A 22,785-nucleotide genomic window follows, 5' to 3' on the forward strand; every position below is an offset into this window, starting at 1 on the left:
AGTTCTCAGGGGCGCTTTTTTGGATTGCTTCATTAAAAGTATATCATTTTTGCAAAATGACGCTTTAGTGAATTCGTTTTATCGGCAACATGCTTTTCTTACACACGGTCGTAATCTTCTAAGCGAATTTCTTCCAATTCTTCTTCGTTGAAGCCAAGGTCTTTGTCTAAGATTTTTTCTACTGCTCTGATTAGAGAAGCGGCATCTAGTCCATATTTTTTCAGTAGGTATGGTTTTGACGCACCATGAGTCCACTCGTCATTGATTCCAACTTTTATTAATTGTTTATGGAGCTGATGCTCTAGCATTACTTCACCGACTGCAGTGCCAAGACCGCCGATAGTCACATGGTTTTCCATGGTAACTACTCCATGTTTTACTTTTTCAATGGATTCCACTACTAAGGGGTCAGTAAATGGTTTCAGTGTTGTGATATGAACATGTTGAACAGAAACGCCATGTTTTTCCAGCCATTGCGTTGCTCGCATCGCTTCTTCAGTACAGATACTGCTTGAGAACAAGGCGATATCTTCACCCTCTGAAATGACGCGGCCTTTATTGAACTCAGTGGGTTTGTCAGGAGAGAACAGACGCGGCATTTGTCCGCGAAGCATTCTGACATAAATCGGTCCATTGACCTCTTTACAGATATTCAATGCGGATTCAACATCAGTCGCGTCCCCACAATCAAAAATGGTCATATTTGGAATAGTTCGCAAAATACCTACATCTTCAATGGATTGATGGGTAACACCACCAGGAGTAGTGATACCAGGTACAAAGCCTAAAAGTGAAACAGGGAGATTAGGATAAGCGATCGACATTTCTAATTGATCTAACGGTCTGCGATAAAGAAACACCGCGAAAGTGTGTAAAAATGGTCGAAAACCTTCTCTAGCTAATCCAGCAGCCCAGCTCAGCATATTTTGTTCAGCAATCCCCATAGATAGATATTTTTCAGGGAAAACTTTTGGAAATTCCTTTACCTCGCAGGAGGTCCCTAGATCGGCAGATAAAACTAAAACATCCTCGTTTTCTTGAGCGAATTTAATCATATTTTTTGAATGAACATCTGATTCGATTTTCATAATAAAACTCCTTTCTAGTTTTGCCTACATTTCATTGTAGAACTTGGTATATTTATCGATTTCTTCCCCTTGTTTTAAACGAACAAAATGCAGGATTGGTTTTCTTTCATTTAAGTATGGGATACCTTGAGTCGGGTCAGTGTAGCAAAGAATCACTAAAGGCTTGTTCTTTTCTCCTTGTTTGGCGGCTTCCTCGATAGCCTGGATGTCGTGGCCGTTTACAGAGACCGCTTTTGCACCAAAAGCAGTGAAGCGATTTTCTAAAGGCTCGATGTTCATGACCTTCTTGGTTTCTCCTTCGACTTGCTGACCGTTGATATCAACCAATAAAACTAGATTGTCCAATTCATAAAAAGCAGCAGCTTGAATGGCTTCCCATAATTGGCCCTCTTGCATCTCACCATCGGACATCATAACGAATACGCGTCCTTCTTCGCCGCGCAGTTTTCGTGCATGTGCCGTTCCGCCAGCGACACTGATTGCTTGATCCAATGTTCCCGCTGCGTTTTCAAAGCCTGGGGTGTGATTGGCTCCGATCATCTCCATTGAATAGCCGTCCCGATTAAACATTTCTAAGGCTTTTTCGTCTAAACGGTTCGCTTCGATCAAAGCCGCATAGACAGGTGCCGCATAATGTGCAGGTGAAATAAAGAAACGGTCATAGGGTGCTTTTAATGAGCCATGGTATTCTGCCCCTTGAATATAATCCATATTCTCCTTGGAAGGGGTCCCTGGAAATTTTTCCGGTAGGCGAGGTGCTTTGCTCTCGCTTAAATTAAGCACACGCAAGTAAAGAGTAGCGAAAAGTTCTGCCGAAGAACATGCCTGTGATAGATAACAGCCATTTCTTTCAATCGTCAGTTTTAATACGTGTTTACGAATGTTCTTTGCGGCTTTTTCTACATCAGCGATCGTATAATTGTTTGCCATAATAAAACTCCTTTTTCATATTAATATAGTTATTTTTGACCGTAATTATTTTGATAAAAATCATATACCTCTGAAGTATATGAGGGTTCTAATGGTTTAAGTGCTGCATTTAGTGTTCGTGCGTAATAGACGCTTTGAGCGGTTTCTTCAAGGATGACAGCATTTTTAAGTGAGTTCGTAGCAGATTTTCCCACGGTAAAGACGCCATGGTTTCTTAATAGAATCGCTGGGCATTTTGTTTCTTTGTAGCATCGTACGATTTCAGCACCAATGGCTTTCTCGCCAACAGCGGCGATTTCAGACAAAGGAATTTCTCTGCCGAAAACAGCGGCAGAAGTTGTTGTATAGATTGGCAGTGGTTCTCCAGCGATTGAAAAAGCAGTAGCATATGGGGAATGTGTATGAGTAATCCCCAAAATTTCCGGACAATGATTGTATACATACAAATGAGATTCAGTATCGACTGACGGTGCCAACTCACCTTCAATCACATTGCCGGCTAAATCTACAACAATCATGTCATTCGGAGTTAAATCATCAAAATGAATACCGCTTGGTTTGATGACCACATATTCAGTTTCTGGATCTTTTGCGCTGACATTCCCGCTCGTCCATAAAACCAATCCATTTTTAGGAAGCGCTTTATTATCTTTGCAAACAGACTCTTTCAATTGTTCAAGCATAACGATACCTCCAATATTGTTTTTTACATTATTTCATCTATAAGAACAATTGTCAATATACCAATAACCCTATTTTTTTCAATGTAACTGAATAAGTTAGTTTTTAACTGGTGTAATCGTTTCCAAAAAAGTATTGACAGATATAAAAACCCATGCGATACTTTTCATAAGTTCTAACAAGTGAAAAAAAGTTCAATAAAGGAGGAATTATTGTGGAGTTGTTACAAAATATCTTAAGTTCATTTGGTGCGGCGGTTGTTGTACCAGTGATGTTGTTCATTGTGGCCTTATTTTTAAAGGTCAAACCTAAGAAGGCCTTTCAGTCGGCTTTGAATGCTGGTATTGGATTGACAGGATTCAATTTGATCGTCAATTCATTTGTTCCAATTGTTACGCCCGTTATCAATAATATGGTTGAGCAAACAGGTGTTAAATTGCCAGTGTTTGATACAGGCTGGCAAGCGACTTCCGTTATTGCTTACTCTACTCAAGTGGGTGTGATCTTCTTAGTAGTAGGATTGGTCTTGCAAGTGGCATTATTCTTAGTAAAATGGACCGATGTATTTATGCCGAGTGATATGTGGAATAATTATTCTTTCATGGTTTGGGGTTCAATGATTTATCTGATTACTGACAACATGGCACTGGCAATGGCCTGCATGATCGTTCAGAACTTGTATGTGATGCTGCTCGGGGAAGTCATCGCGAAACGATGGGCGAATTATTACAATTTGCCAGGGACGACCTTAACTGCACCGCATCATGTGACTTCCGTGCCATATGCGATTGTAATGAACTGGATATTGGATAAACTAGGTGCTGGTAAAATCAATTGGGATCCGGCAACATTGAAGAAAAAATTAGGATTTCTAGGGGAACCCATCACTTTAGGACTGTTTCTTGGGCTGTTGATCGGGATCATGGGGAATTTGAACACGCTAAATACTTTAGATGGTTGGGGCAGTGTTTTTACCATGGGATTAGCGGTATCAGCTGTGATGGCAGTCTTCCCACGGGTTGCGAGTATCTTCGCCTCAGCATTTACCAGCTTGACAAATGCTAGTAAGAAAACGGCAAAAGGCAGCGGGAAGAACCGCGAATGGATGCTGTCAGTGAATGATGCCGTAGGATATGGCGAACCGGCAACATTGATGACGGGGTTGATTTTGATCCCTATCATGGTCTTGCTGGCTATGGTTTTACCTGGCAATGAAGCATTGCCGTTAGTTGATTTGATTGCTTTGCCATACATGGTGGAAATGATTATTTGTATTTCGAAAGGAAATATTTTTAAGGGCGTTATTTCAGGGATTATCTGGTTTACAATTGGACTTTATGTTTGTACCCTAACAGCTCCTTATTTTACGGAGGTTGCAGCTCAAGTTGGAGTCAACATTCCAGAAGGGGCGATGATGATTACTAGTTTTGGGATTTTATATAATCCAGTGATGGCTTTGATTTTCTTAGCGTTCTTGTCAGGAAACTTTTTATGGATGGGAATCGTTATTGTCCTTTATTTAGCAATGTACGTATTGTTCAAGAAAAACAAACAAGCTGTTTGGAGCTTCTTGGAAGGTGAAAAGAACGACACTCCTAAAGAAAAGGTGGTTGCATGAAGGCGTTAGTCAAAACGGAGCCGGGCTACAACAAAATGCAGTTGTTAGAGATCGAAAAGCCTGTCCCTAAAGGAAAAGAAGTTTTAATCAAAGTAAGCTACACCGGAATCTGCGGAACAGATATCCATGGGTTCAAAGGAGAATATGACCGATTGAAAACTCCTTTGGTATTAGGTCATGAGTTTTCAGGTATAGTCGACGCGATTGGTGAAGAGGTGACAAACGTACAGGTTGGTGATTTGGTTACCAGCGAAACGACTTTTGATACTTGTGGGGAATGTGAATCATGTGCAAATAAGGAATACAATCTTTGTTTGAATCGAAAAGGACTGGGCAGTCAAGTGAACGGCAGTTTTGCTGAATACGTGCTGACGCGTGAGGAAAGTGTTCATATATTAGATGAAAGAATCAGTTTATTGGCGGCGTCAATCACTGAACCAATTGCCTGTGGGGTTCATGCCAGTCTAGAAAAAGCTCAGGTTGAAAAAAATGACGTAGCAGTTATTGTAGGACCTGGTCCAATTGGGTTATGCTTAAGTCAGGTACTAAAGAGTGTGGGAGCAAAAGTGATCGTCATAGGAATCACTCAAGATACAGAGCGTTTGAAAACAGCGAAGGAACTAGGTGCAGATCGTGTGATTGATTCGTTGAAAGAAGATGCAGCAGCAGTCATTAAAGAGGTCACTGGTGGAAAGGGAGCAGATTACTGCTTTGAATGCTCCGGTGCAGCACCGGCGATCAAGAACGTTTTTGATTATTTAAAACAAAAAGGAACATTAGTGCAAATGGGTGTCTTTTCTAAAAATTTAAATGAATTGGACATGAATTCAATTGTGCAAAGAGAGATGAATGTGATTGGGTCTCGATCGCAAAAACCGTCTACTTGGCATTTAACGTTAGAGTTGATGAGAGAAGGCAAAATAGATGCTGAGCGCTTGATCACGAAAATCTATCCATTAGACAAATGGGAAGAAGCGATAGAGCAAGTGATGGCAGGTAATGAAATCAAGGTAGTTTTACAGCCGAACAAACAATAAGGTGAGGGATAGCGATGGAAGAAAAAAATCTCGTTGAAAGAAATTGTATTTTACTCGATCAAGATGTCCATTCATTTGAAGAAGTCATTCAATTGATTGGTGTGGAGTTCGAAAAAGCACAGATTGTCAAACCATCATATGTTGACGCAGTGATAGCCAGAGAAAAAACGTTTCCGACGGGCTTAGCTGCGGATGGTCATAACATCGCAATTCCTCATACCGATCCTGAACATGTTTTACGACCGGGGATGGGAGTGGTTATTACGAAAGAACCGATTGAAGTTTCTATGATGGGAAGCCCAGATATCAAACTACAAAGTAGGATCTTTTTCCCATTAGCGATGGAGCACCCGAAGAAGCAGTTGGCTTTGTTGCGTCAATTAATGAGTGTCTTTAAAACTAGAGAAGACTTGGATGCGATCAGCTTGGCTAAGACACCAGATGAGGTCTTAGCGGTAACGAGCAAAATTAAATTTTAAAAAGCAGTATTTGATGTAAGCGTTATACTATAATAGAAAGTAATAACTGAAAATAGGAGGTTTAGAGATGACAGAGATTAAAGTTTTATCTGTGTGCGGCTCTGGCACGGTTAGTTCTGCCATGGTTGGCGAGCGGATTGTAGAATTGCTCGAGGAGCATGGGTATGAGGTAGAGATTCAAGAGGTGAATCCTGGAATGGTTAAAGGAGCAGTTGCGAATGGAGATATTGATTTAGTCGCTTTTACTAGTCCGATTGATCCGGCAGATGCTGAAGGGATACCACAAATAAATTCTGTTGGGTTACTGACAGGTTTAGACGAAGAGACATTTTTAGAAGCAGCACTGAAGGCCTTAAAAGAGATGGGAAAATAATATTTTGGAAGGCTGGATAGGAATGTCCAGTCTTTTTTTGAAAGGAAATCCTGATGATTTTAATTGCTTTAGATCTTGATGGTACAGCACTCGATTCTAACGGAAAGCTAACGGAAAAGGTTATGGAGGCGATTCGACAAAGAACAGAATGTGCAGGGTATCGATTTGCTTTTTGTTCTGGCCGTCCAATGTCAGGGGTATTGCCCCATGCTCAAAGCACAGGTATCGCGGATGATTATCATATTACGTCGAATGGTGCGGTTATTCAAAATGGCCGCGGACAGAAGCTTACGGAGGAACTGCTTGATGTTGAAGTGTATCGAGAGCTGACAGATTATTGCCGTAAAAATGGATTAACCTGCATTGCGGTGAATGACTGCGGAGCGACCACTGCATTTCCAGTTATAAATCTTGGCACATTGGAATTTTGTTTTTTAACCAATAATCAACTGCGAGTTTGTCCAATTAGCGAACTTGATCCAATAGATAAATATTCCAAATTGCTTATTTGTGATAACCCCGATATAATTAAACAGAATAAAAGGAAGATAGAGCAGCGTTTTTCTCAGCATTATTCATGTGTTCAAGGATACCCGACCATGATTGAATTTGCTAAGAAAAATGTTAGCAAGGGGAATGCTTTAGCTGAACTGGCTAACTATTATGGTATTTCTGATAAACAGGTGTTTGTTGTTGGCGATAATGGAAATGATCTCTCGTCGTTTAAACGATTTTCACAATCGATCGCTATGGGAAATGCCACAACCGAATTAAAGCAGGCGGCTCGGTGGCACTGCCCAACGAATGATGAAGACGGCGTAGTAAAGGCGTTGGAGATTATCGATAATTTTATTACATGACTATAGGATGTCTGACCAGTATTTGAACTAGGAGGAAAAAATGGCGAATGATATTTCTACATTATTAAAAGTAGCAGAACTGTATTATTTAGATAGGATGAACCAAAATGATATTGCGAAAATAATTGGGGTATCACGTCCATCCATTTCCAGAATGCTGGAGGAAGCACGAGAAAAACAGATTGTCAAAATCTCGATCGAAGCACCTTTCGAGCGCAATAACACACTGATGATGCAGTTAAAAGAAAAGTTTGATCTGTTGGAAGTCATCGTTGTGAAAGGATTAGGCGAATATGACTATGATTTAGACAACGTGGGAAAGGCTTCTGCAGATTATATCAACGGTGTATTGGCCAATGAGAAAATACTTGGGATCTCATGGGGAGCAACCGTTGAAAAAATGGTGAAGAATTTCCCGGATCATGAGTTAAAAAATGTTCATGTGGTCCAATTGACTGGAAGCTTGGGACCCAACCGGACTGTCATGGATGGAAATGAATTGGTTTTTCGATTGGCGCAGAAGTTAGATGGTCGGCATGAATTTTTTAATGCACCTGCTTTTGTTAATTCGCGGAAACTGCAAGAAGAATTATTGGCACAGCCGCAAATTGATTTGAATATTTCGCTTGGTCGAAAAATCGATGTAGCATTTAGCGGAATTGGAAATATTGAAACAACACGCAATACTTTAGTTTCCTCAGGCATTTTAGATAACCGCGATCTCAACGATTTGGTTGCTGAAGGTGCTGTAGGAACGATGATTGGCCGGGCCTTTGATATTGAAGGAAAAGAAATCCAATACCGCAATCAATTTCCGATTTCTAGCGGCTTGGACTCGTTACGCTTAGCGCCAATCAGTATCGGAGCAGTTTGTTCGAAGAAACGAGCAACGGCAACATTAGGGGCGATTAATGGAAAATTGATTAATGTTCTGATCTGTGATGAAGAAGTTGGCTATGAATTGCTGAGCAGCTAGTATTAATTAGAGTGTGTCCGTAATCGTGGGAAAATGACCGCTATATTGTTTCATAAAATATCCAGAATAGTTAAAACCCTTTTTCTTTAAATTGAAGAAAAAGGGTTTTATTTATTGAGATAAATTTGTTAAATAAAAACTTTACAACTGATAATTGTGTCTGCTTGATTGGTTTACGATGGTGATGTCTCCTTTGTCATACCGATGTCTTGTCTGTGAATATTCAAAGGGGGTGTCGTTTGCTAAGTAGACGGTTTGTTCGATTTCTAGAACTGGATCATCGCTTTGGCAATGAAGATACTCAATGTCATAGTGATCCGGTTTGTCTGCTTTGATCCTGCGATGAGATTGACCGAATGTTAAATGCAAGTTTTCTTGAATGTATTGGTAGATCGATTTTTTTAAGATTTCTTCGGTTATCCCGGGAATCAGCAGTACCGGCATAACGGTGTATTCAATGGCTAAGGGTTCACCATCAAGCATGCGTAGACGAATAATATCATAGACTGGATCATTTTTACTGATCTTCAATTTTTCTTGTTCCTTTTCACTTGGAAAGGTCACATCGAATGAGATAATTTTGCTGTCTAGCTGACCTAAATGGCCGAGCTTTTTTGTCATGCCGCCATAAATACTAGCGTCATAATCATAAACAGATTCAGGACCTTTTACAAAAGAACCAGAACCTTGTTTACCTTCTATCAACCCTTCTAGTTGCAAAATTTTCAAGGATTTTTGAATCGTTACTCGGCTCGTCTGATAAAGTTTTGCCAATTCTGCTTGATTCGGCAGTCTGGATTCTTTTGGATAAACACCATCAATAATTTTTTTCCGTAAATCAACCGCGATATCTTGATAAAATGCCATTTTCTTCTCCTTAAAAAGATAAAAATATGATTTGAAAAGATAGAGGTTTACAACTTTTTCGAAAAAATGAGTTTGAGTTTACAAATCTATAAAGCTGTATTAGATTAGCAATGTAATCGATTGCAAATGCATTAAATTGCTCTGATCCACAACTTTTATCGTAAGTTGTAAGAAGAGTATATCATAGTTGAAAACCACTAAGGAAAGAGAGCGACATTCGCGAGGAGGAGTATTATGGAAAATGGTTTTATGGGGAAACTGACTGAGGTCCTTGGAAATTTTGCAACGAAAGTAAATTCGCTTCGCTACATCATGGTAATCAAGAATGCTTTTGCTTCATTGATTCCTGTCATCATAACTGGGGCATTCGGCACCTTATTTTCAGCAATGATTTTTGATAATGAGAATGGATTGGCAAAAATCAGCGCATTGGGCTTTTTAGCAGAATTAAAGCCCATATCATCCGCTGTTAGCTATGTTACATTAAGTTTTTTAACAATTTATGCAGTTTTTCTTATCGGCATTGAATTAGCTAAGCTAAACAATGTGAGAGGTGTTTTTCCAGGAGTGATTGCGGTAATGAGTTATCTATCCGTCAATCCTTTCGTATATGAATTTGTAAATGCAGATAATATCAATGTTATAGCAGAGAATGTTCTGGCAAAACAATATACAGATACTAAAGGTCTTTTTCTGGGAATGTTTGTAGCCATTGCTTCGATAGAGCTGTATTGCTGGTTAGGTCGACAGGAACGTCTTAAATTAAAGATGCCGGATACGGTACCGGGAAATGTGTCGGAAAGTTTTTCAGCGTTGTTTCCTACAATATTAACGGTATCAGGTATTGCGACAATAGGATTTGCCATAAAAGCTGTGACGGGCATGTATGCCTATGACATTATTTATAATATCGTTCAGCGACCGTTAGAAGGAATCGTCCAAGGATTACCGGGAATCCTGCTGTTGATGTTTATCGCTCAAGTATTTTGGGTAATCGGAATACACGGAAATCAAATGGTGAAACCAGTCCGAGAACCTTTGCTGCTGGCCGCGATTGCTGTGAATACAGAGGCTTTTGAAGCAGGTAAGGAGATTCCCAATATTATTACCATGCCATTCTGGGACATGTACATGAGTATGGGAGGATCAGGAGTAACGATCGGTCTCTTGATTGCGATTTTTCTTGTAGGCAAACGTGATGACATGCGAGAAATCACGAAGCTGTCCTTCGCTCCAGGGCTTTTCAATATAAATGAGCCAGTTATATTCGGCATGCCTATTATGTTAAATCCTATTTTAGCAATTCCTTTTATTGCGACGCCTTTAATAACGGGAACAATCGGCTATATTGCGACATCATTGGGGTTTGCTGCGAAGGCAGTAGTCATGGTTCCTTGGCCCATGCCGCCGATCGTGAACGCCTACCTTGCAACCGCTGGTGATATTGGGGCCGTAATAACGCAAATTATTTGTATTATCGTATCGATTTTGATCTATTTACCATTTGTAAAAATATCAAATAGAGCAGCTTCAGAGGCCGCCTAATAGCAGGAGGGAAAATAATGGAAATTTCAATACCGAAAGATTTTGTGATTGGAGCAGCATCATCTGCATGGCAAACAGAAGGCTGGAAAGGCAAGAGGGAAGGGCAAGATTCCTTTATTGATAGCTGGTATAAAAATGAACGATTTGTATGGCATGAAGGGTACGGTCCGGGGGTAGCGACAAATTTCATAGAAAATTATGATAAAGATATTGCCTTGATGAAAGAAATTCACTTAACCCATTACAGAACGTCAATTAACTGGTCACGATTTTTTACGGATTACGAGAATTTAATCGTAGATGAGGAATATGCAAAACACATTGACACGGTTATTGATCAACAGATTGAAGCAGGAGTTGAGCCAATGATCTGTTTGGAACATTATGAAGTGCCAAAATACTTGATGGATAAATATGACGGCTGGTCTTCTAAGCATGTTTTAGAGCTTTATGTCCAATACGCACAAATCGCTTTTGAGCGCTATGGTAATCGAGTAAAAAATTGGTTTACATTTAATGAACCAATCGTTGTACAGACGAGATGCTACTTAGATGCTGTTCGCTGGCCGCATGAGCAGAATACCAAAAAATGGATGCTGTGGAATTATCATAAAGCTTTGGCGACTGCTAGAGCAGTTGACCTTTATCATAAAAAACAAAACGACGGACGGATCGGGTGTATCTTGAATCCGGAAATGGTTTATCCACGCTCCAGTTCCCCAGAAGATCAGAATGCGGCAAAAATGTATGATTTATTTTTTAATCGAATTTTTTTTGATCCAATGATCAATGGAGAATATTCTGAAGAATTGATTGATATCTGTAAAGAGCATGGAATTTATTTTGATCCGACCGCTGAGGAACTTGCGGTCATTAAGAACAATCCTGTTGATTTCCTTGGGATCAATCAATATTATCCTAAACGAGTGCGAGCGCCTAGATATAAATGGAATGATCAAACTCCGTTCCATCCAGAAAAATATTATGAATCATTCGATCTACCTGGAAAGCGAATGAATAACTCACGTGGCTGGGAAATTTATCCGGAGATTATGTACGATATGTCGATGTATCTAAAAAATAATTATCGGGCAATACCGTGGCTGATTACGGAAAATGGAATGGGACGAGAGCAGGAGGAATTATACAAAAATAAGGAAGGTATCGTACAGGACGATTATCGGATCGACTTCATTTCACAGCATCTTTATCATTTGCTGCGAGGCATTGAAGATGGCTCGACATGTGAAGGATACATGCTGTGGGCGTTTACCGATTGCGTTTCCCCAATGAACGCTTTTAAAAATCGCTATGGATTAGTTCGGATTGAATTAGATAAGCAGCGAACACGATCGTTAAAAAAATCAGCATTTTGGTATCGCTCGTTAATTGATGAACGGAAATTGTTCATTGATGATATAGCCGTGTTTAAATAAACGAAAAAATCTTCAAATCATGGTTAGATGATTTGAAGATTTTTTTTATTTACTTGTTTTAGTAGCTGGATCTAATTTACGTTCTACGATTCCTAAAATCCAGTCAGTCATAATCGCCATTAAAGCTGTAGGTAATGCTCCAGCTAAAATCAAGGAAGTGCCGTCTGTTGCGTTGGTTCCGCGGATAATGATATCGCCTAAACCGCCTGCACCAACAAATGCCCCAATTGCTGTAATACCAATAGCAACTACTAAGGCATTTCGAATACCAGCCATGATGACTGATACGGAAAGTGGCAGCTCAATCATATATAGGCGCTGCCATGACGTCATTCCCATTCCGGTACCAACGTCTAAGGCATTTTTGTCAACCTGACGCATCCCAGTATAGGTATTTTTGATGATTGGCAATAATGAATACAGAAAGACTGTTAAAATGACAACATTGACACCTAATCCCAAACCGATCATTAAAATCGAGATCATAGCTAGGGAAGGAATTGTTTGAATAACGTTAGCAATTCGAATCACCCAGTTAGCCAATTTATAATGTTTTGAAATGAAGATACCGATTGGAATCCCCACGATTGCTGCAAACAGCACCCCATAGATCGAAATCAGGAAGTGACGCACAAATTGACTGAAAACATAGGCACCATTTGTTTGGAAATAATCAATAAATTGTTGGAACGTATTCATGTTTTCCATTTTCGGCTCACTCCTTTTCGAAATAATTGTGTTGTTTTAGAAATTCTTCGGCAATAACAGAAGGCTCTACTAAATCATTATCGGCACGATAGTTCAGTTTCTGCATTTCTTTCGTAGTAATGGTTCCTTCTAACCGTTTCAAAGCTGTACGGATCTTAGGATTCTTCTTCAAGACCTCATCAGAGGCAATGGCTGCGGCATCATAAGGCGGAAAGAAATGTAGATCATCTTCTAACATGACAAGATCATAGCTGGCAATCCGTCCATCGGTCGAATACCCTAGAACAATATCCATTTTTCCCGCATCAACGGCATCATATACCAGGCCGATCTGCATTGGTAGGATCGATGAGAATTCAAATCCATAGGTCTCTTTAAACCCATCATAGCCATCACCTTCGCGCGTGATCCAAGCAGTATCAACACCTGCTTTTAATTCGCCGGCATGCTTTTTCAAATCACTGACCTTTTTCAAGTTGTATTTTTCAGCAGTGTCTTTACGAACTAGAAAAACATAGGTGTTATCAAAGCCATAGGAAGAAAACCAGGTTTGATGATATCGTTTTTCAAATTCTGTTTTAACTGTATCAAAAGCCTTTTTAGGGTCTTTTTCTGCTGGCAGCCCCAAAGTAGTCGTTAAATCCGTTCCGGTATAACGGGCAGCCGAAATTGACGCATCCTGGTTCATCATAGCTTGATGATTGATGGTCGTAGTTGCCAGATTATTGATAATTGTCGTATCTAGGTCTGTGTAATGCTTGACCATTCCTGAAACAATGTTTGCCAAAATTTGTGTCTCAGAAGTAATTCCTCCGGTGATCCCGATTGTATTTTCACTATCGTTAGAAGCTAGACCAGGAAAAGAACAGCTGCTCAAAAATAGAAGCGACAGGCCGAGTAAGGCGAGCATTTTTATTTTTTTCATGCTTTACTCCTCCCCCCTTAGTGCTGCTGGAGTCATACGGTCTTCTAAGAAACCTAATAATAGGTCAACAATCAACGCCATTAAGATGACAGGCACAGTTCCAGCAAGAATCAAAGGCGGTTGGAAGTTGTTTAATCCACTGAAAATTAAATCACCTAGGCCGCCTGCTCCAATGTAGGAAGCTAGAGTTGCCCATGCGATAACATATACAGCAGCCAAACGAATCCCAGCCATGATCGTTGGAATGGCGATTGGCAATTCGACAGTAAAGATTGATTGCAGATTAGTCATTCCCATTCCTTTAGCGACGTCACGATAATTCCGATCGACATTCTTCATTCCGATAAAAGTATTTCGCAGAATTGGTAATAGTGAATAAATGAACAGGGCAATAATCGCAGGAAATTTTCCTACTCCAAAGAAAGGGATCATTAAGGCCAATAATGCTAGTGAAGGAACTGTTTGTAAAACGCTGGCAATTCCAATCACGAAGTTTGCGATTTTCGGCAGTCGCGTTAGGACGATGCCTAAAGGAACGGCGACTAAAATCCCAAGACCTAAAGCAATGGCAGATATATATAAATGTTCAGCGCTCTTTGTCAGCATTTGCCCACCATATTCATTGATGAATGCTTGCATGATTACGCCTCCTCACTGGTTATGCTCTCAGCTGCATCTCCGAAAGTATCTTCCTCGCCCCAAAGCACATCATAGATGATATCCACTAGTGACACTCTCGTTAAGATACCGACAAGATGATTGCTGTCATCTACTACAGGGACATATTTTACTCCGCGTTTTAGAATCCGCTGCAAACTATCACGTACTAAAGCAGCCTCTTTTACATAGAAGACTTTCGGATTGATAATATCACCGATGCTGGTAGCTTTCCCACGCCGACGCTCACGATCAATCGTTTCAACATCTACAAAGCCTTTTAAGACATTGTCCTCATCTACTACTAATAATGTATCTACCCGTTTTTCCCGCATCAAGCGAATTGCGTTTTGCAAGCTCTTTTCCGGTGTAATTGAAACGGCAGTATGCATCATGATTTCGCCAACCGTTGTTGTATCCGGTTTTGCCTGCAGCAAACGATCTTCGCCTAAAAGTTCTTCTACAAACTCATTTGCTGGATGCTGTAAGATATTTTCTGGTGTATCAAATTGAATCACTTTCCCATTGTCCATGATAGCGATTCGGTTAGCTAATTTCAGCGCTTCGTCCATGTCATGAGTAACGAAAACGATGGTTTTGCCTAAACGTTCTTGTAAGTCTTTCACAAGATCCTGCAAAGAGTCACGGGTGATTGGATCAAGAGCACCAAAAGGTTCATCCATCAAAATGACATCTTGGTCAGCAGCAAGTGCACGAACGACACCGATTCGCTGCTGTTGTCCACCTGATAATTCATGAGGATAACGATCCAGCATATCGCGCGGCAGCTCGACTAAATCGATCATTTTTTCTGCCGTTTTGTTTTGTTCTTCTTTGTCTATTTTTAGCAAACGCTGTACAAGAGTAATGTTATCGCGGATCGTCATATGTGGCATTAGTCCGATATTTTGAATGACGTAACCAATCTGACGACGTAATTCAACGGGATTTTTCTTTTGGATGTCTTCACCGTTGATCTTGATCGTTCCCTTTGTCGGATCGATCATTCGATTGATCATTCGCATGGTCGTTGTTTTTCCGCTGCCGCTGGTACCAATCAAACAAATGAATTCTCCTTTATCAAAAGAGAGGTTGATGTCTTCAACTGCTACTTTGTTTCCATTATAAATCTTAGAAACGTGGTCAAACTCAATCATTTTTTGCACTCCTATTCCTGTTTTGTCTGTCAAATTTTACTAACGCGAAAGCTGGACGGACGGTCATTCACTCAAAAAAGTCGATATCCATAGTATGAATTCACGAAATTCATCATTTAAGTGGGATTTTGGTATCTTAAATGTAAAAAATTTAACAGACTTATAATTTTAGTATGCTACAAGAAGAGTTTAAAAAGCAAATGAGTCGCTCGTTTGTAGTCATTTTCAAAAAAAGTATGCTCCTTTTTAAGGAGGATAAAATAACTTTTATATTAATCTTTTATCACCTAATTTTACATGTAGTGGTAGAAATAGAAGAATTAAAAAAACGATTTTATAGATTCACAGGAAAATTTTCCTAAAAATGAGAACTTTTTTAATTTGATGGCAAGCTTGAATGAACAGCAACAGACTTTTCTTTGTATGCTTCCCATGATAGAATAGCCGAGGAAAAGAGGAGAAGCTATGTTAACTACAGAAGATTTTGATTTCGATTTGCCAGAAGAATTAATTGCCCAAACCCCTCTAGAAAAGCGTGATAGTTCGCGTTTATTGGTTTTAGATCGGGAAACTGGTCAAATTGCAGATAAACATTTTGATGAGATCATTGATGAATTGCATTCTGGGGATGCTTTAGTGATGAATGATACACGAGTTTTACCGGCTCGTTTGTATGGCGAGAAGCCAGAAACCGGAGGCCATTTAGAAGTACTATTGTTAAACAACACGCAAGGGGACGAATGGGAAACATTGATTAAGCCTGCGCGCCGGGCTAAGGTAGGTACTCAGATCGTTTTTGGTGACGGTCGATTGCGAGCAGAAGTGAAGAAGGAACTGGAACACGGTGGACGGATCGTAGAATTTTCTTATGAAGGAATCTTTTTAGAAAATCTTGAGTCATTAGGTGAAATGCCGTTACCGCCTTATATAAAGGAACGCTTGGAAGATCCTGAACGCTATCAAACGGTTTACGCGAAGGAGAATGGTTCCGCAGCGGCGCCAACTGCCGGTTTACACTTTACACCAGAGTTATTAGAGAAAATCGCTGCTAAAGGCGTGAAGCTCGTCTACCTGACACTGCATGTCGGATTAGGCACATTTCGTCCAGTCAGTGTGGATAATATTTCGGAACATCAGATGCACAGTGAATTTTACCGTTTGACGGAGGAGGCCGCAACGCAACTGAATGAGGTCCGTGATAATGGCGGAAAAATCATTGCTGTTGGAACCACGTCAATTCGTACGTTAGAAACCATTGGGACAAAATTTGATGGTGAGATTCGAGCGGATAGTGGCTGGACAGATATTTTTATCACACCTGGCTATGAGTTTAAAATTGTCCAAGCCTTTTCAACAAACTTTCATTTGCCAAAATCCACTTTGGTGATGTTAGTGAGTGCCTTTGCTGGACGTGAAAAGACATTAGCTGCTTATCAGCATGCAATTGAAGAACGCTATCGTTTTTTTAGTTTTGGCGATGCAATGTTTGTAAAATAGCAGAAGGAAAGTCAACGGAATATTTCGTTGACTTTTCTTTGTAATGATGGTCAAATCGAGTGCAAACAAAAAAGCCAGGCTCTCGATTGCCTGGCTCTTAGAATATCGGAAGGATTAGTTCATTCGAATTTATATTACTTTTTATGATACATGCAAAGTATTACATGAATTTCTTGACTATAAACATAAATATTTGTTTTTACTACGTTTTCACTTTTATTCAGTTTTAAGAAACTTTTCTTACTTACGTATCTTTTTACTTGTGTGTTTGATGTACTACTCAACCTCGGATACGCATTCACTATTTATAAGGAAATACTTCACACGTACACTCTTGACAACTTTTTGGTGAATCCTGTATTACTAACAATTTTACTGTTTACTTTTTTCTACTTTCTTATCGAGAAATCCTTCGAATGATCTAAGTTCCTCCTTCCTTGTATCTATAATATAGCACACTTGAATCTAATTTGGAAGCGATTACACCTAGTTATTTTGAATGTTCAAATTTGTTTCTTTTTGACGAAAAGACAAGGTGTATGCTTTGAGTTCATCTACTTTTCTGTGTTATAGTAAAAATATAGACAGGTTTTTTATAACAAAAGGAGGAGTGGGATGGAACCCTACAAAGAGAAAGTAGAGACCGTTATTAGTGAATATGATGCCGATTTGACTAATGGTTTGACGGGGATAAAAGTGAAGGATCAAATAAAAAATAACGGTAAAAATAAGTTTGAAGAGGCTGCGAAGGAATCGCTGACAAAAAAATTCTTTCATAGTCTGACAGATTTCACGACGATCATCTTATTGGTTGCAGCAGTTATTTCTCTTTATACTGCAATAGCGACTGATCATGGGGATTATTTCGAAAGCTTTTTAATTATCGCGATCGTTGTAATCAATTCAGTTTTGGCTATCGTGCAGGAAGGAAATGCAGAAAAAGCATTGTTGGCGCTGCAAGATATGAATAAGCAGACAGCCACTGTCATGCGGGATGGAAAGCAAGAGGAGATCGATGCGGAAGAACTGGTGCCGGGAGATACATTACTGCTCGAATCGGGTTCAATGATTACTGCAGATGCCAGGATCATAGAAGCTTCACAATTACGAGTAGAGGAATCTGCCTTGACGGGTGAAAGCGAACCGGTTATGAAGGATCCTGAATACATAGGTGAGGATGGAGCTGCTTTAGGTGATCGTCTAAATATGCTGTACAAAGGGTCAACGGTAGTAAATGGTCGCGGAAAGGCGATTGTTACCGCGACAGGCATGAAAACTGAAATGGGAAAAATTGCTGGTCTTTTAAATAGTGATGAAAACCAAAAAACACCTCTGCAAAAACGATTAAATCAGTTAGGAAAACGAATTAGTTTGATCGCTTTGGCAGCTGCGGCTTTTGTGTTTTTCATTGGAGAGATGCAAGGCGAACCAATGTTAGACATGTTTATCACTGCGATTTCCTTGGCGGTTGCTGCTGTTCCTGAAACATTGACTGTTATTGTAACCTTGACATTAGCCTATGGTGTGCAGAAGATGGCGCAGAAAAATGCGATTATTCGCAGATTACCAGCCGTAGAAACATTAGGATCAGCAAATGTAATTTGTTCCGATAAAACTGGCACATTGACGCAGAATAAAATGCGCGTTCGTCGAGTTTGGACTCACGGGGATTCTGTTGTTGATACTGAGGAAGGTATGACAGAGGAAGCGATGGAGGTTCTAAGCATTGCTGCTTTGTGTACCGATGTTATGGTGGAGAATGATGACAATGAGTTAGAGATCAAGGGAAATCCCACAGAGGCGGCGATCGTTCGCGCGGTAGAAGAAAATTATCATACAAAAGCTGAGCTGGAAGAAAAATATCCGAGAATTGGTGAGATTCCTTTCGATTCTGATCGAAAAATGATGACGACTGTACATAAGCGTGGAAAGAAATTTATCTCTATTACTAAAGGCGCTTTTGATGTATTATTGCCAAAATTCCATTATGGAGATGTTGATCAGGCCGCTATTGTCAATGATCGATTTGGGAAGAAAGCCTTGCGAGTTATTGCTGTGGGCTATGCTATCCATGAAGAAGAACCAAAGGAAATCACTCCAGAAGCGTTGGAAAAAAATCTGCGTTTGATGGGGCTGATTGGTATGATCGATCCGCCGCGTCCAGAATCAAAGGCGGCGATTGCACGTGCTAAAAAGGCAGGCATCAAAACAGTGATGATTACCGGCGACCATGTAGTTACTGCCGGAGCTATTGCGAAAGAATTAGGAATCATGAAGAGCCGTAAAGAGGCAATTTCTGGTGCCCAGTTGCAAAAAATGAGCGATGACGAGTTAGACGGCCGCGTTAAAGATTTATCTGTTTATGCGCGAGTGACGCCAGAAGATAAAATTCGTATCGTTAAATCTTGGCAGCGTACAGGTGCAGTTGTAGCTATGACAGGTGATGGAGTCAATGATGCGCCAGCTTTAAAGGCAAGCGACGTTGGATGTGCCATGGGGATTACTGGAACGGACGTAGCAAAAGGTGCTGCTGATATGGTTCTGACTGATGACAATTTTGCGACGATCGTTGATGCAGTAGCACGTGGGCGCTCCGTTTACCAGGGAATACGCAAAGCGATCAACTTTTTATTGAGCTGTAATATTTCAGAAATTTTTATCGTAGTCATTGCGATGCTGCTAGGCTGGGGCGCGCCATTTACTGCAGTTCAACTATTGTTTGTTAATGTAGTAGCGGATGGATTGCCAGGTTTTGCTTTAGGGAGAGAACCGGCAGAGGCTGGTATCATGGATGAAACCCCGATCCCTCGTGATGAAGGCATCTTTGCGCGCGGATTATGGAAAAGGATTGGCTTGAATGCAGCAGTCTTTACGGTAGTTACTTTGCTTGGTTTTTACGTAGGAGCATTTGTTGAGCACATTAGCTACTTTACACCACCAAGCTCAGAAGTCGGGCAAACTGTAGCATTCTTAGTCTTAGCATATTCTTCTATCCTGCATGTTTTTAATGTACGAAGCAGCAAATCTATTTTCAAAATTGATTTGGCAACGAATAAATCATTGGCCCAAATGGCTTGGTTAGCTTTGGGTATTACGACGGCAATTGCTTTGATTCCACAAACCCAAGAGTTATTTTATTTAGTGCCAATCAGTATGAATCATTGGATTATTGCAATCTTGCTTTCGATTGTACCAATCATCGTGAATGAGCTGATTAAATTCCATAAAGCGCCAGAAGTAGATCCAGAAAATATTTAAAGCATATTCAAGCCATGAATAAAAAAACCTTCGATGATTCAACGCAATCATCGAAGTTTTTTTGCCGTCTATTATTTATGGTTGGTAATCGTAACAAGTAACGATTATTTCTTTTAGTTCACTAATTAATGGTTCCTTAGGGTTTGCTGTCGTACATTGGTCTTCGTAAGCTAGTTCAGCCATTCGGTCAACTGTTGAAGCTAGTTTTTCCTGTGTCACACCTTGAGCTTTTAAACTCATGTCGATCCCGACCGATACGCCTAACTCATATACAGCAGCAGCTAAAGCTTCAACTAATTCCGCCGTTGTTTTTCCTTTTAGACCTAGGAATTTCGCGATATTCGCATAATCTGAATCAGCACGGAAGTAGTCGTATTTAGGGAACATCGCATGCTTTTGCGGATCTTTGGCATTGTAACGGATGATATGCGGCAATAGGATTGCATTCGTACGTCCATGAGGAATCCCATATTCACCGCCAATCTTATGAGCGATGGAGTGACAGATACCTAGGAAGGCATTGGCGAACGCCATACCAGCCATAGCAGAAGCATTATGCATCTTCTCACGAGCTTCCTCATCGCCATTTTTTACAGATTTTTCTAAATAATCAAAGACGATTTGGATTGCTTGCAAACTTAATCCGCGAGTATAATCTGAAGCCATTACTGAGACGTAGGATTCGATTGCATGAGTCAGCACGTCCATGCCAGTGTCAGCAGCGATTGAAGATGGCAATGTTAGGACAAACTGTGGATCAATAATCGCTACATTTGGTGTCAACGCATAATCGGCTAAAGGATATTTCACGTGTGTTTCACTATCAGTAATAACGGCAAATGGCGTAACCTCAGCACCTGTACCCGAAGTTGTTGGAATACAGACTAATTGTGTTTTTTCCGGCGGCTTGATACCGTAAGTTCGTTTCCGGATATCTAAGAACTTTTGCTTCGCGCCAAAGAATGATGTGTCTGGGTGTTCAAAGAACATCCACATACCTTTCGCTGCATCCATTGCAGATCCTCCACCGAGGGCGATAATTGTATCTGGTTGGAAGTTAATGATCATTTCCAAACCTTTATAAACGGTATTAGTTGAAGGATTTGGTTCAACGTCAGAGAATACCTCCACCTTCACATCATTTTTGCGTCTTCCAAGAGCTTCTCTGACAATATCGGCATAGCCAAATTGGACCATTCCTGGATCACAAACAAGCATGACGCGTTCCACATTTTCCATTTGAGCCAAATACAACAAAGAGTTTTTTTCAAAATAGATTTTTGGTGGAAGCTTAAACCATTGCATGTTTTTTCTCCGTTTCGCTACAGTTTTGATATTGATCAAATCAAGGGCAGATACGTTATGAGAAACAGAGTTCTTTCCGTAAGAACCGCATCCCAATGTGAGTGATGGAATTAACTCGTTGTAAATGTCTCCGATACCGCCTTCAGATGATGGGGAGTTGATCAAGATCCGGCAGGCTTTCATACGGAGACTGAAATCCAACTCAACATTGGCATCTTCTGTATGGATGACTGCGGTATGCCCCAAACCGCCTAATTCTAACATTGCTTCAGATAAATCAAGACCGTGCCCGGTATTATTCGATTTAATCATTGCTAGAACAGGAGATAATTTTTCACGAGATAATGGATAATCAGGACCGACACCATCAATTTCAGCTATTAACATTTTTGTTCCTTCTGGAACGCCGATACCGGCTAGATCAGCGATCGCTTTTGCAGATAGGCCGACGATTTTGGGATTAACGGCATATTTACCTTCATTCATTACGACAGCTTCTAACTGGCGTAGTTCGTTTTTCTTAACAAAGTAGACTTGATGTGCCTGAAATTCCTTTTTCACCTCTTCATAGATTTCCTTATCGACGATCACCGCCTGTTCAGAGGCACAAATCATACCGTTATCAAATGTTTTTGAAACAAGTAAGTCGTTGACTGCCCGTTTTATATTGGCTGTTTTTTCAATGTATGATGGAACGTTTCCTGGACCTACACCTAGAGCGGGTTTTCCGGTTGAGTAAGCTGATTTCACCATGGCTCCGCCGCCTGTTGCTAGAACGATCGCAATGCCTGGATGATTCATTAAGCCTTGGGTTGCATCAAGCGAAGGCTGCTCAATCCATTGGATACAGTTTTCTGGAGCGCCTGCTGCGATTGCTGCATCTCGTACGATCCGAGCAGCTTCAGCAGAACACTTTTGCGCACTTGGGTGAAAGGCGAAGACGATTGGATTCCGAGTCTTGATCGCGATGAGTGATTTAAAAACAGTAGTCGATGTTGGATTGGTCGTAGGTGTTACACCGCAAATAACGCCTACTGGTTCAGCTATTTGAACAAGATGTTTTTGCTTGTCCTCATAGATCACCCCGGCGGTCTTATCTTGTTTGATATTGTTCCAAATATATTCAGAAGCGTACATATTTTTGATCGCCTTGTCTTCAATAATTCCGCGACCGGTTTCTTCTACCGCCATCTTAGCCAACAGCATATGCTTGTCTAGTGCGGCCATCGCCATTTCGTGAACAATTTGGTCCACTTTTTCTTGATCAAAGCGTGCTAAAACTTTTAAAGCCTCGTTTCCCTTTGTTGCCAGCTCATTGATCATGGCTTCAACATCGATTGATTCTTTCTTTTTCTCGTCAGTTGCTTTAACCATTTTTTCCCTCCTAA

General features: G+C 40.4%; 19 protein-coding genes. 10 read left to right on the forward strand and 9 right to left on the reverse strand.

Annotation, left to right across the window (positions count from 1 at the left end):
* Positions 1 to 98: 98 nt before the first annotated feature.
* Genes JZO85_RS05635 through JZO85_RS05645 form a run of 3 tightly spaced genes read right to left on the reverse strand, consistent with a single transcriptional unit; the run spans position 99 to position 2,701 of the window.
* On the reverse strand, positions 99 to 1,088 hold the full coding sequence (locus JZO85_RS05635) for a transketolase family protein (RefSeq protein ID WP_207107518.1): 990 nt from the start codon (positions 1,086 to 1,088) through the stop codon (positions 99 to 101).
* 24 nt (positions 1,089 to 1,112) lie between these two features.
* On the reverse strand, positions 1,113 to 2,018 hold the full coding sequence (locus tag JZO85_RS05640; protein WP_207107519.1) for a transketolase: 906 nt from the start codon (positions 2,016 to 2,018) through the stop codon (positions 1,113 to 1,115).
* Between the two features lie 29 nt (positions 2,019 to 2,047).
* Positions 2,048 to 2,701, reverse strand: a complete 654-nt coding sequence (locus JZO85_RS05645) for an L-ribulose-5-phosphate 4-epimerase (RefSeq protein ID WP_207107520.1) — start codon at positions 2,699 to 2,701, stop codon at positions 2,048 to 2,050.
* Between the two features lie 212 nt (positions 2,702 to 2,913).
* Between JZO85_RS05645 and JZO85_RS05650 the strand changes: the two genes are divergently transcribed.
* From JZO85_RS05650 to JZO85_RS05675, 6 genes are all read left to right on the forward strand, one after another.
* The gene (locus JZO85_RS05650) at positions 2,914 to 4,317 is read left to right on the forward strand and encodes a PTS transporter subunit IIC (RefSeq protein WP_207107521.1); all 1,404 of its coding nucleotides are present in this window, start codon (positions 2,914 to 2,916) and stop codon (positions 4,315 to 4,317) included.
* A complete protein-coding gene (locus JZO85_RS05655) occupies positions 4,314 to 5,354 on the forward strand; it encodes a zinc-dependent alcohol dehydrogenase (protein WP_207107522.1) in 1,041 nt (346 codons plus the stop codon). Before JZO85_RS05650 ends, JZO85_RS05655 begins: the two co-directional genes overlap by 4 nt.
* Before the next feature lie 14 nt (positions 5,355 to 5,368).
* Positions 5,369 to 5,833: a PTS sugar transporter subunit IIA gene (locus tag JZO85_RS05660; protein ID WP_207107523.1), complete on the forward strand. Its 465-nt coding sequence runs from the start codon at positions 5,369 to 5,371 to the stop codon at positions 5,831 to 5,833.
* Positions 5,834 to 5,900: 67 nt separating this feature from the next.
* A complete protein-coding gene (locus JZO85_RS05665; protein ID WP_207107524.1) occupies positions 5,901 to 6,206 on the forward strand; it encodes a PTS sugar transporter subunit IIB in 306 nt (101 codons plus the stop codon).
* Between the two features lie 53 nt (positions 6,207 to 6,259).
* A complete protein-coding gene (locus tag JZO85_RS05670) occupies positions 6,260 to 7,066 on the forward strand; it encodes a Cof-type HAD-IIB family hydrolase (protein ID WP_207107525.1) in 807 nt (268 codons plus the stop codon).
* Between the two features lie 40 nt (positions 7,067 to 7,106).
* Complete coding sequence (locus JZO85_RS05675) at positions 7,107 to 8,042, forward strand: sugar-binding transcriptional regulator (RefSeq protein WP_207107526.1); 936 nt, start codon at positions 7,107 to 7,109, stop codon at positions 8,040 to 8,042.
* Between the two features lie 141 nt (positions 8,043 to 8,183).
* Here JZO85_RS05675 and JZO85_RS05680 read toward each other — a convergent pair whose 3' ends face one another.
* A complete protein-coding gene (locus JZO85_RS05680) occupies positions 8,184 to 8,909 on the reverse strand; it encodes a GntR family transcriptional regulator (protein WP_207107527.1) in 726 nt (241 codons plus the stop codon).
* Between the two features lie 234 nt (positions 8,910 to 9,143).
* On the opposite strand from JZO85_RS05680, the gene JZO85_RS05685 reads away from it, so the two are divergent.
* Positions 9,144 to 10,454: a PTS sugar transporter subunit IIC gene (locus tag JZO85_RS05685; protein WP_207107528.1), complete on the forward strand. Its 1,311-nt coding sequence runs from the start codon at positions 9,144 to 9,146 to the stop codon at positions 10,452 to 10,454.
* A gap of 17 nt (positions 10,455 to 10,471) precedes the next feature.
* On the forward strand, positions 10,472 to 11,890 hold the full coding sequence (locus JZO85_RS05690; RefSeq protein ID WP_207107529.1) for a glycoside hydrolase family 1 protein: 1,419 nt from the start codon (positions 10,472 to 10,474) through the stop codon (positions 11,888 to 11,890).
* A 45-nt stretch (positions 11,891 to 11,935) separates the two neighbouring features.
* Here JZO85_RS05690 and JZO85_RS05695 read toward each other — a convergent pair whose 3' ends face one another.
* From JZO85_RS05695 to JZO85_RS05710, 4 genes are read right to left on the reverse strand one after another with little or no spacing between them, the layout of a single operon-like run.
* Positions 11,936 to 12,598, reverse strand: coding sequence for an ABC transporter permease (locus JZO85_RS05695; RefSeq protein ID WP_207107530.1), 663 nt, complete (start codon positions 12,596 to 12,598; stop codon positions 11,936 to 11,938).
* A gap of 7 nt (positions 12,599 to 12,605) precedes the next feature.
* On the reverse strand, positions 12,606 to 13,523 hold the full coding sequence (locus JZO85_RS05700; protein WP_207107531.1) for an osmoprotectant ABC transporter substrate-binding protein: 918 nt from the start codon (positions 13,521 to 13,523) through the stop codon (positions 12,606 to 12,608).
* A 3-nt stretch (positions 13,524 to 13,526) separates the two neighbouring features.
* Positions 13,527 to 14,162 carry an ABC transporter permease gene (locus JZO85_RS05705; protein ID WP_207107532.1) on the reverse strand — a complete coding sequence of 212 codons (636 nt, stop codon included), beginning with the start codon at positions 14,160 to 14,162 and terminating at the stop codon, positions 13,527 to 13,529.
* A gap of 2 nt (positions 14,163 to 14,164) precedes the next feature.
* Positions 14,165 to 15,337, reverse strand: a complete 1,173-nt coding sequence (locus JZO85_RS05710; protein ID WP_207107533.1) for a betaine/proline/choline family ABC transporter ATP-binding protein — start codon at positions 15,335 to 15,337, stop codon at positions 14,165 to 14,167.
* A 465-nt stretch (positions 15,338 to 15,802) separates the two neighbouring features.
* On the opposite strand from JZO85_RS05710, the gene queA reads away from it, so the two are divergent.
* Positions 15,803 to 16,834 (forward strand): tRNA preQ1(34) S-adenosylmethionine ribosyltransferase-isomerase QueA, encoded by a 1,032-nt coding sequence (gene queA / locus JZO85_RS05715; RefSeq protein ID WP_207107534.1) that lies wholly within the window; start codon positions 15,803 to 15,805, stop codon positions 16,832 to 16,834.
* A gap of 615 nt (positions 16,835 to 17,449) precedes the next feature.
* Positions 17,450 to 20,092 (forward strand): cation-translocating P-type ATPase, encoded by a 2,643-nt coding sequence (locus JZO85_RS05720; RefSeq protein ID WP_207107535.1) that lies wholly within the window; start codon positions 17,450 to 17,452, stop codon positions 20,090 to 20,092.
* Between the two features lie 75 nt (positions 20,093 to 20,167).
* On the opposite strand, the gene adhE is transcribed toward JZO85_RS05720, so the two are convergent.
* Positions 20,168 to 22,771 (reverse strand): bifunctional acetaldehyde-CoA/alcohol dehydrogenase, encoded by a 2,604-nt coding sequence (gene adhE / locus JZO85_RS05725; RefSeq protein ID WP_207107536.1) that lies wholly within the window; start codon positions 22,769 to 22,771, stop codon positions 20,168 to 20,170.
* Between the last annotated feature and the right edge of the window lie 14 nt (positions 22,772 to 22,785).

It is taken from the genome of Candidatus Enterococcus murrayae, assembly GCF_017315985.1.
GTDB lineage: Bacteria > Bacillota > Bacilli > Lactobacillales > Enterococcaceae > Enterococcus_A > Enterococcus_A murrayae.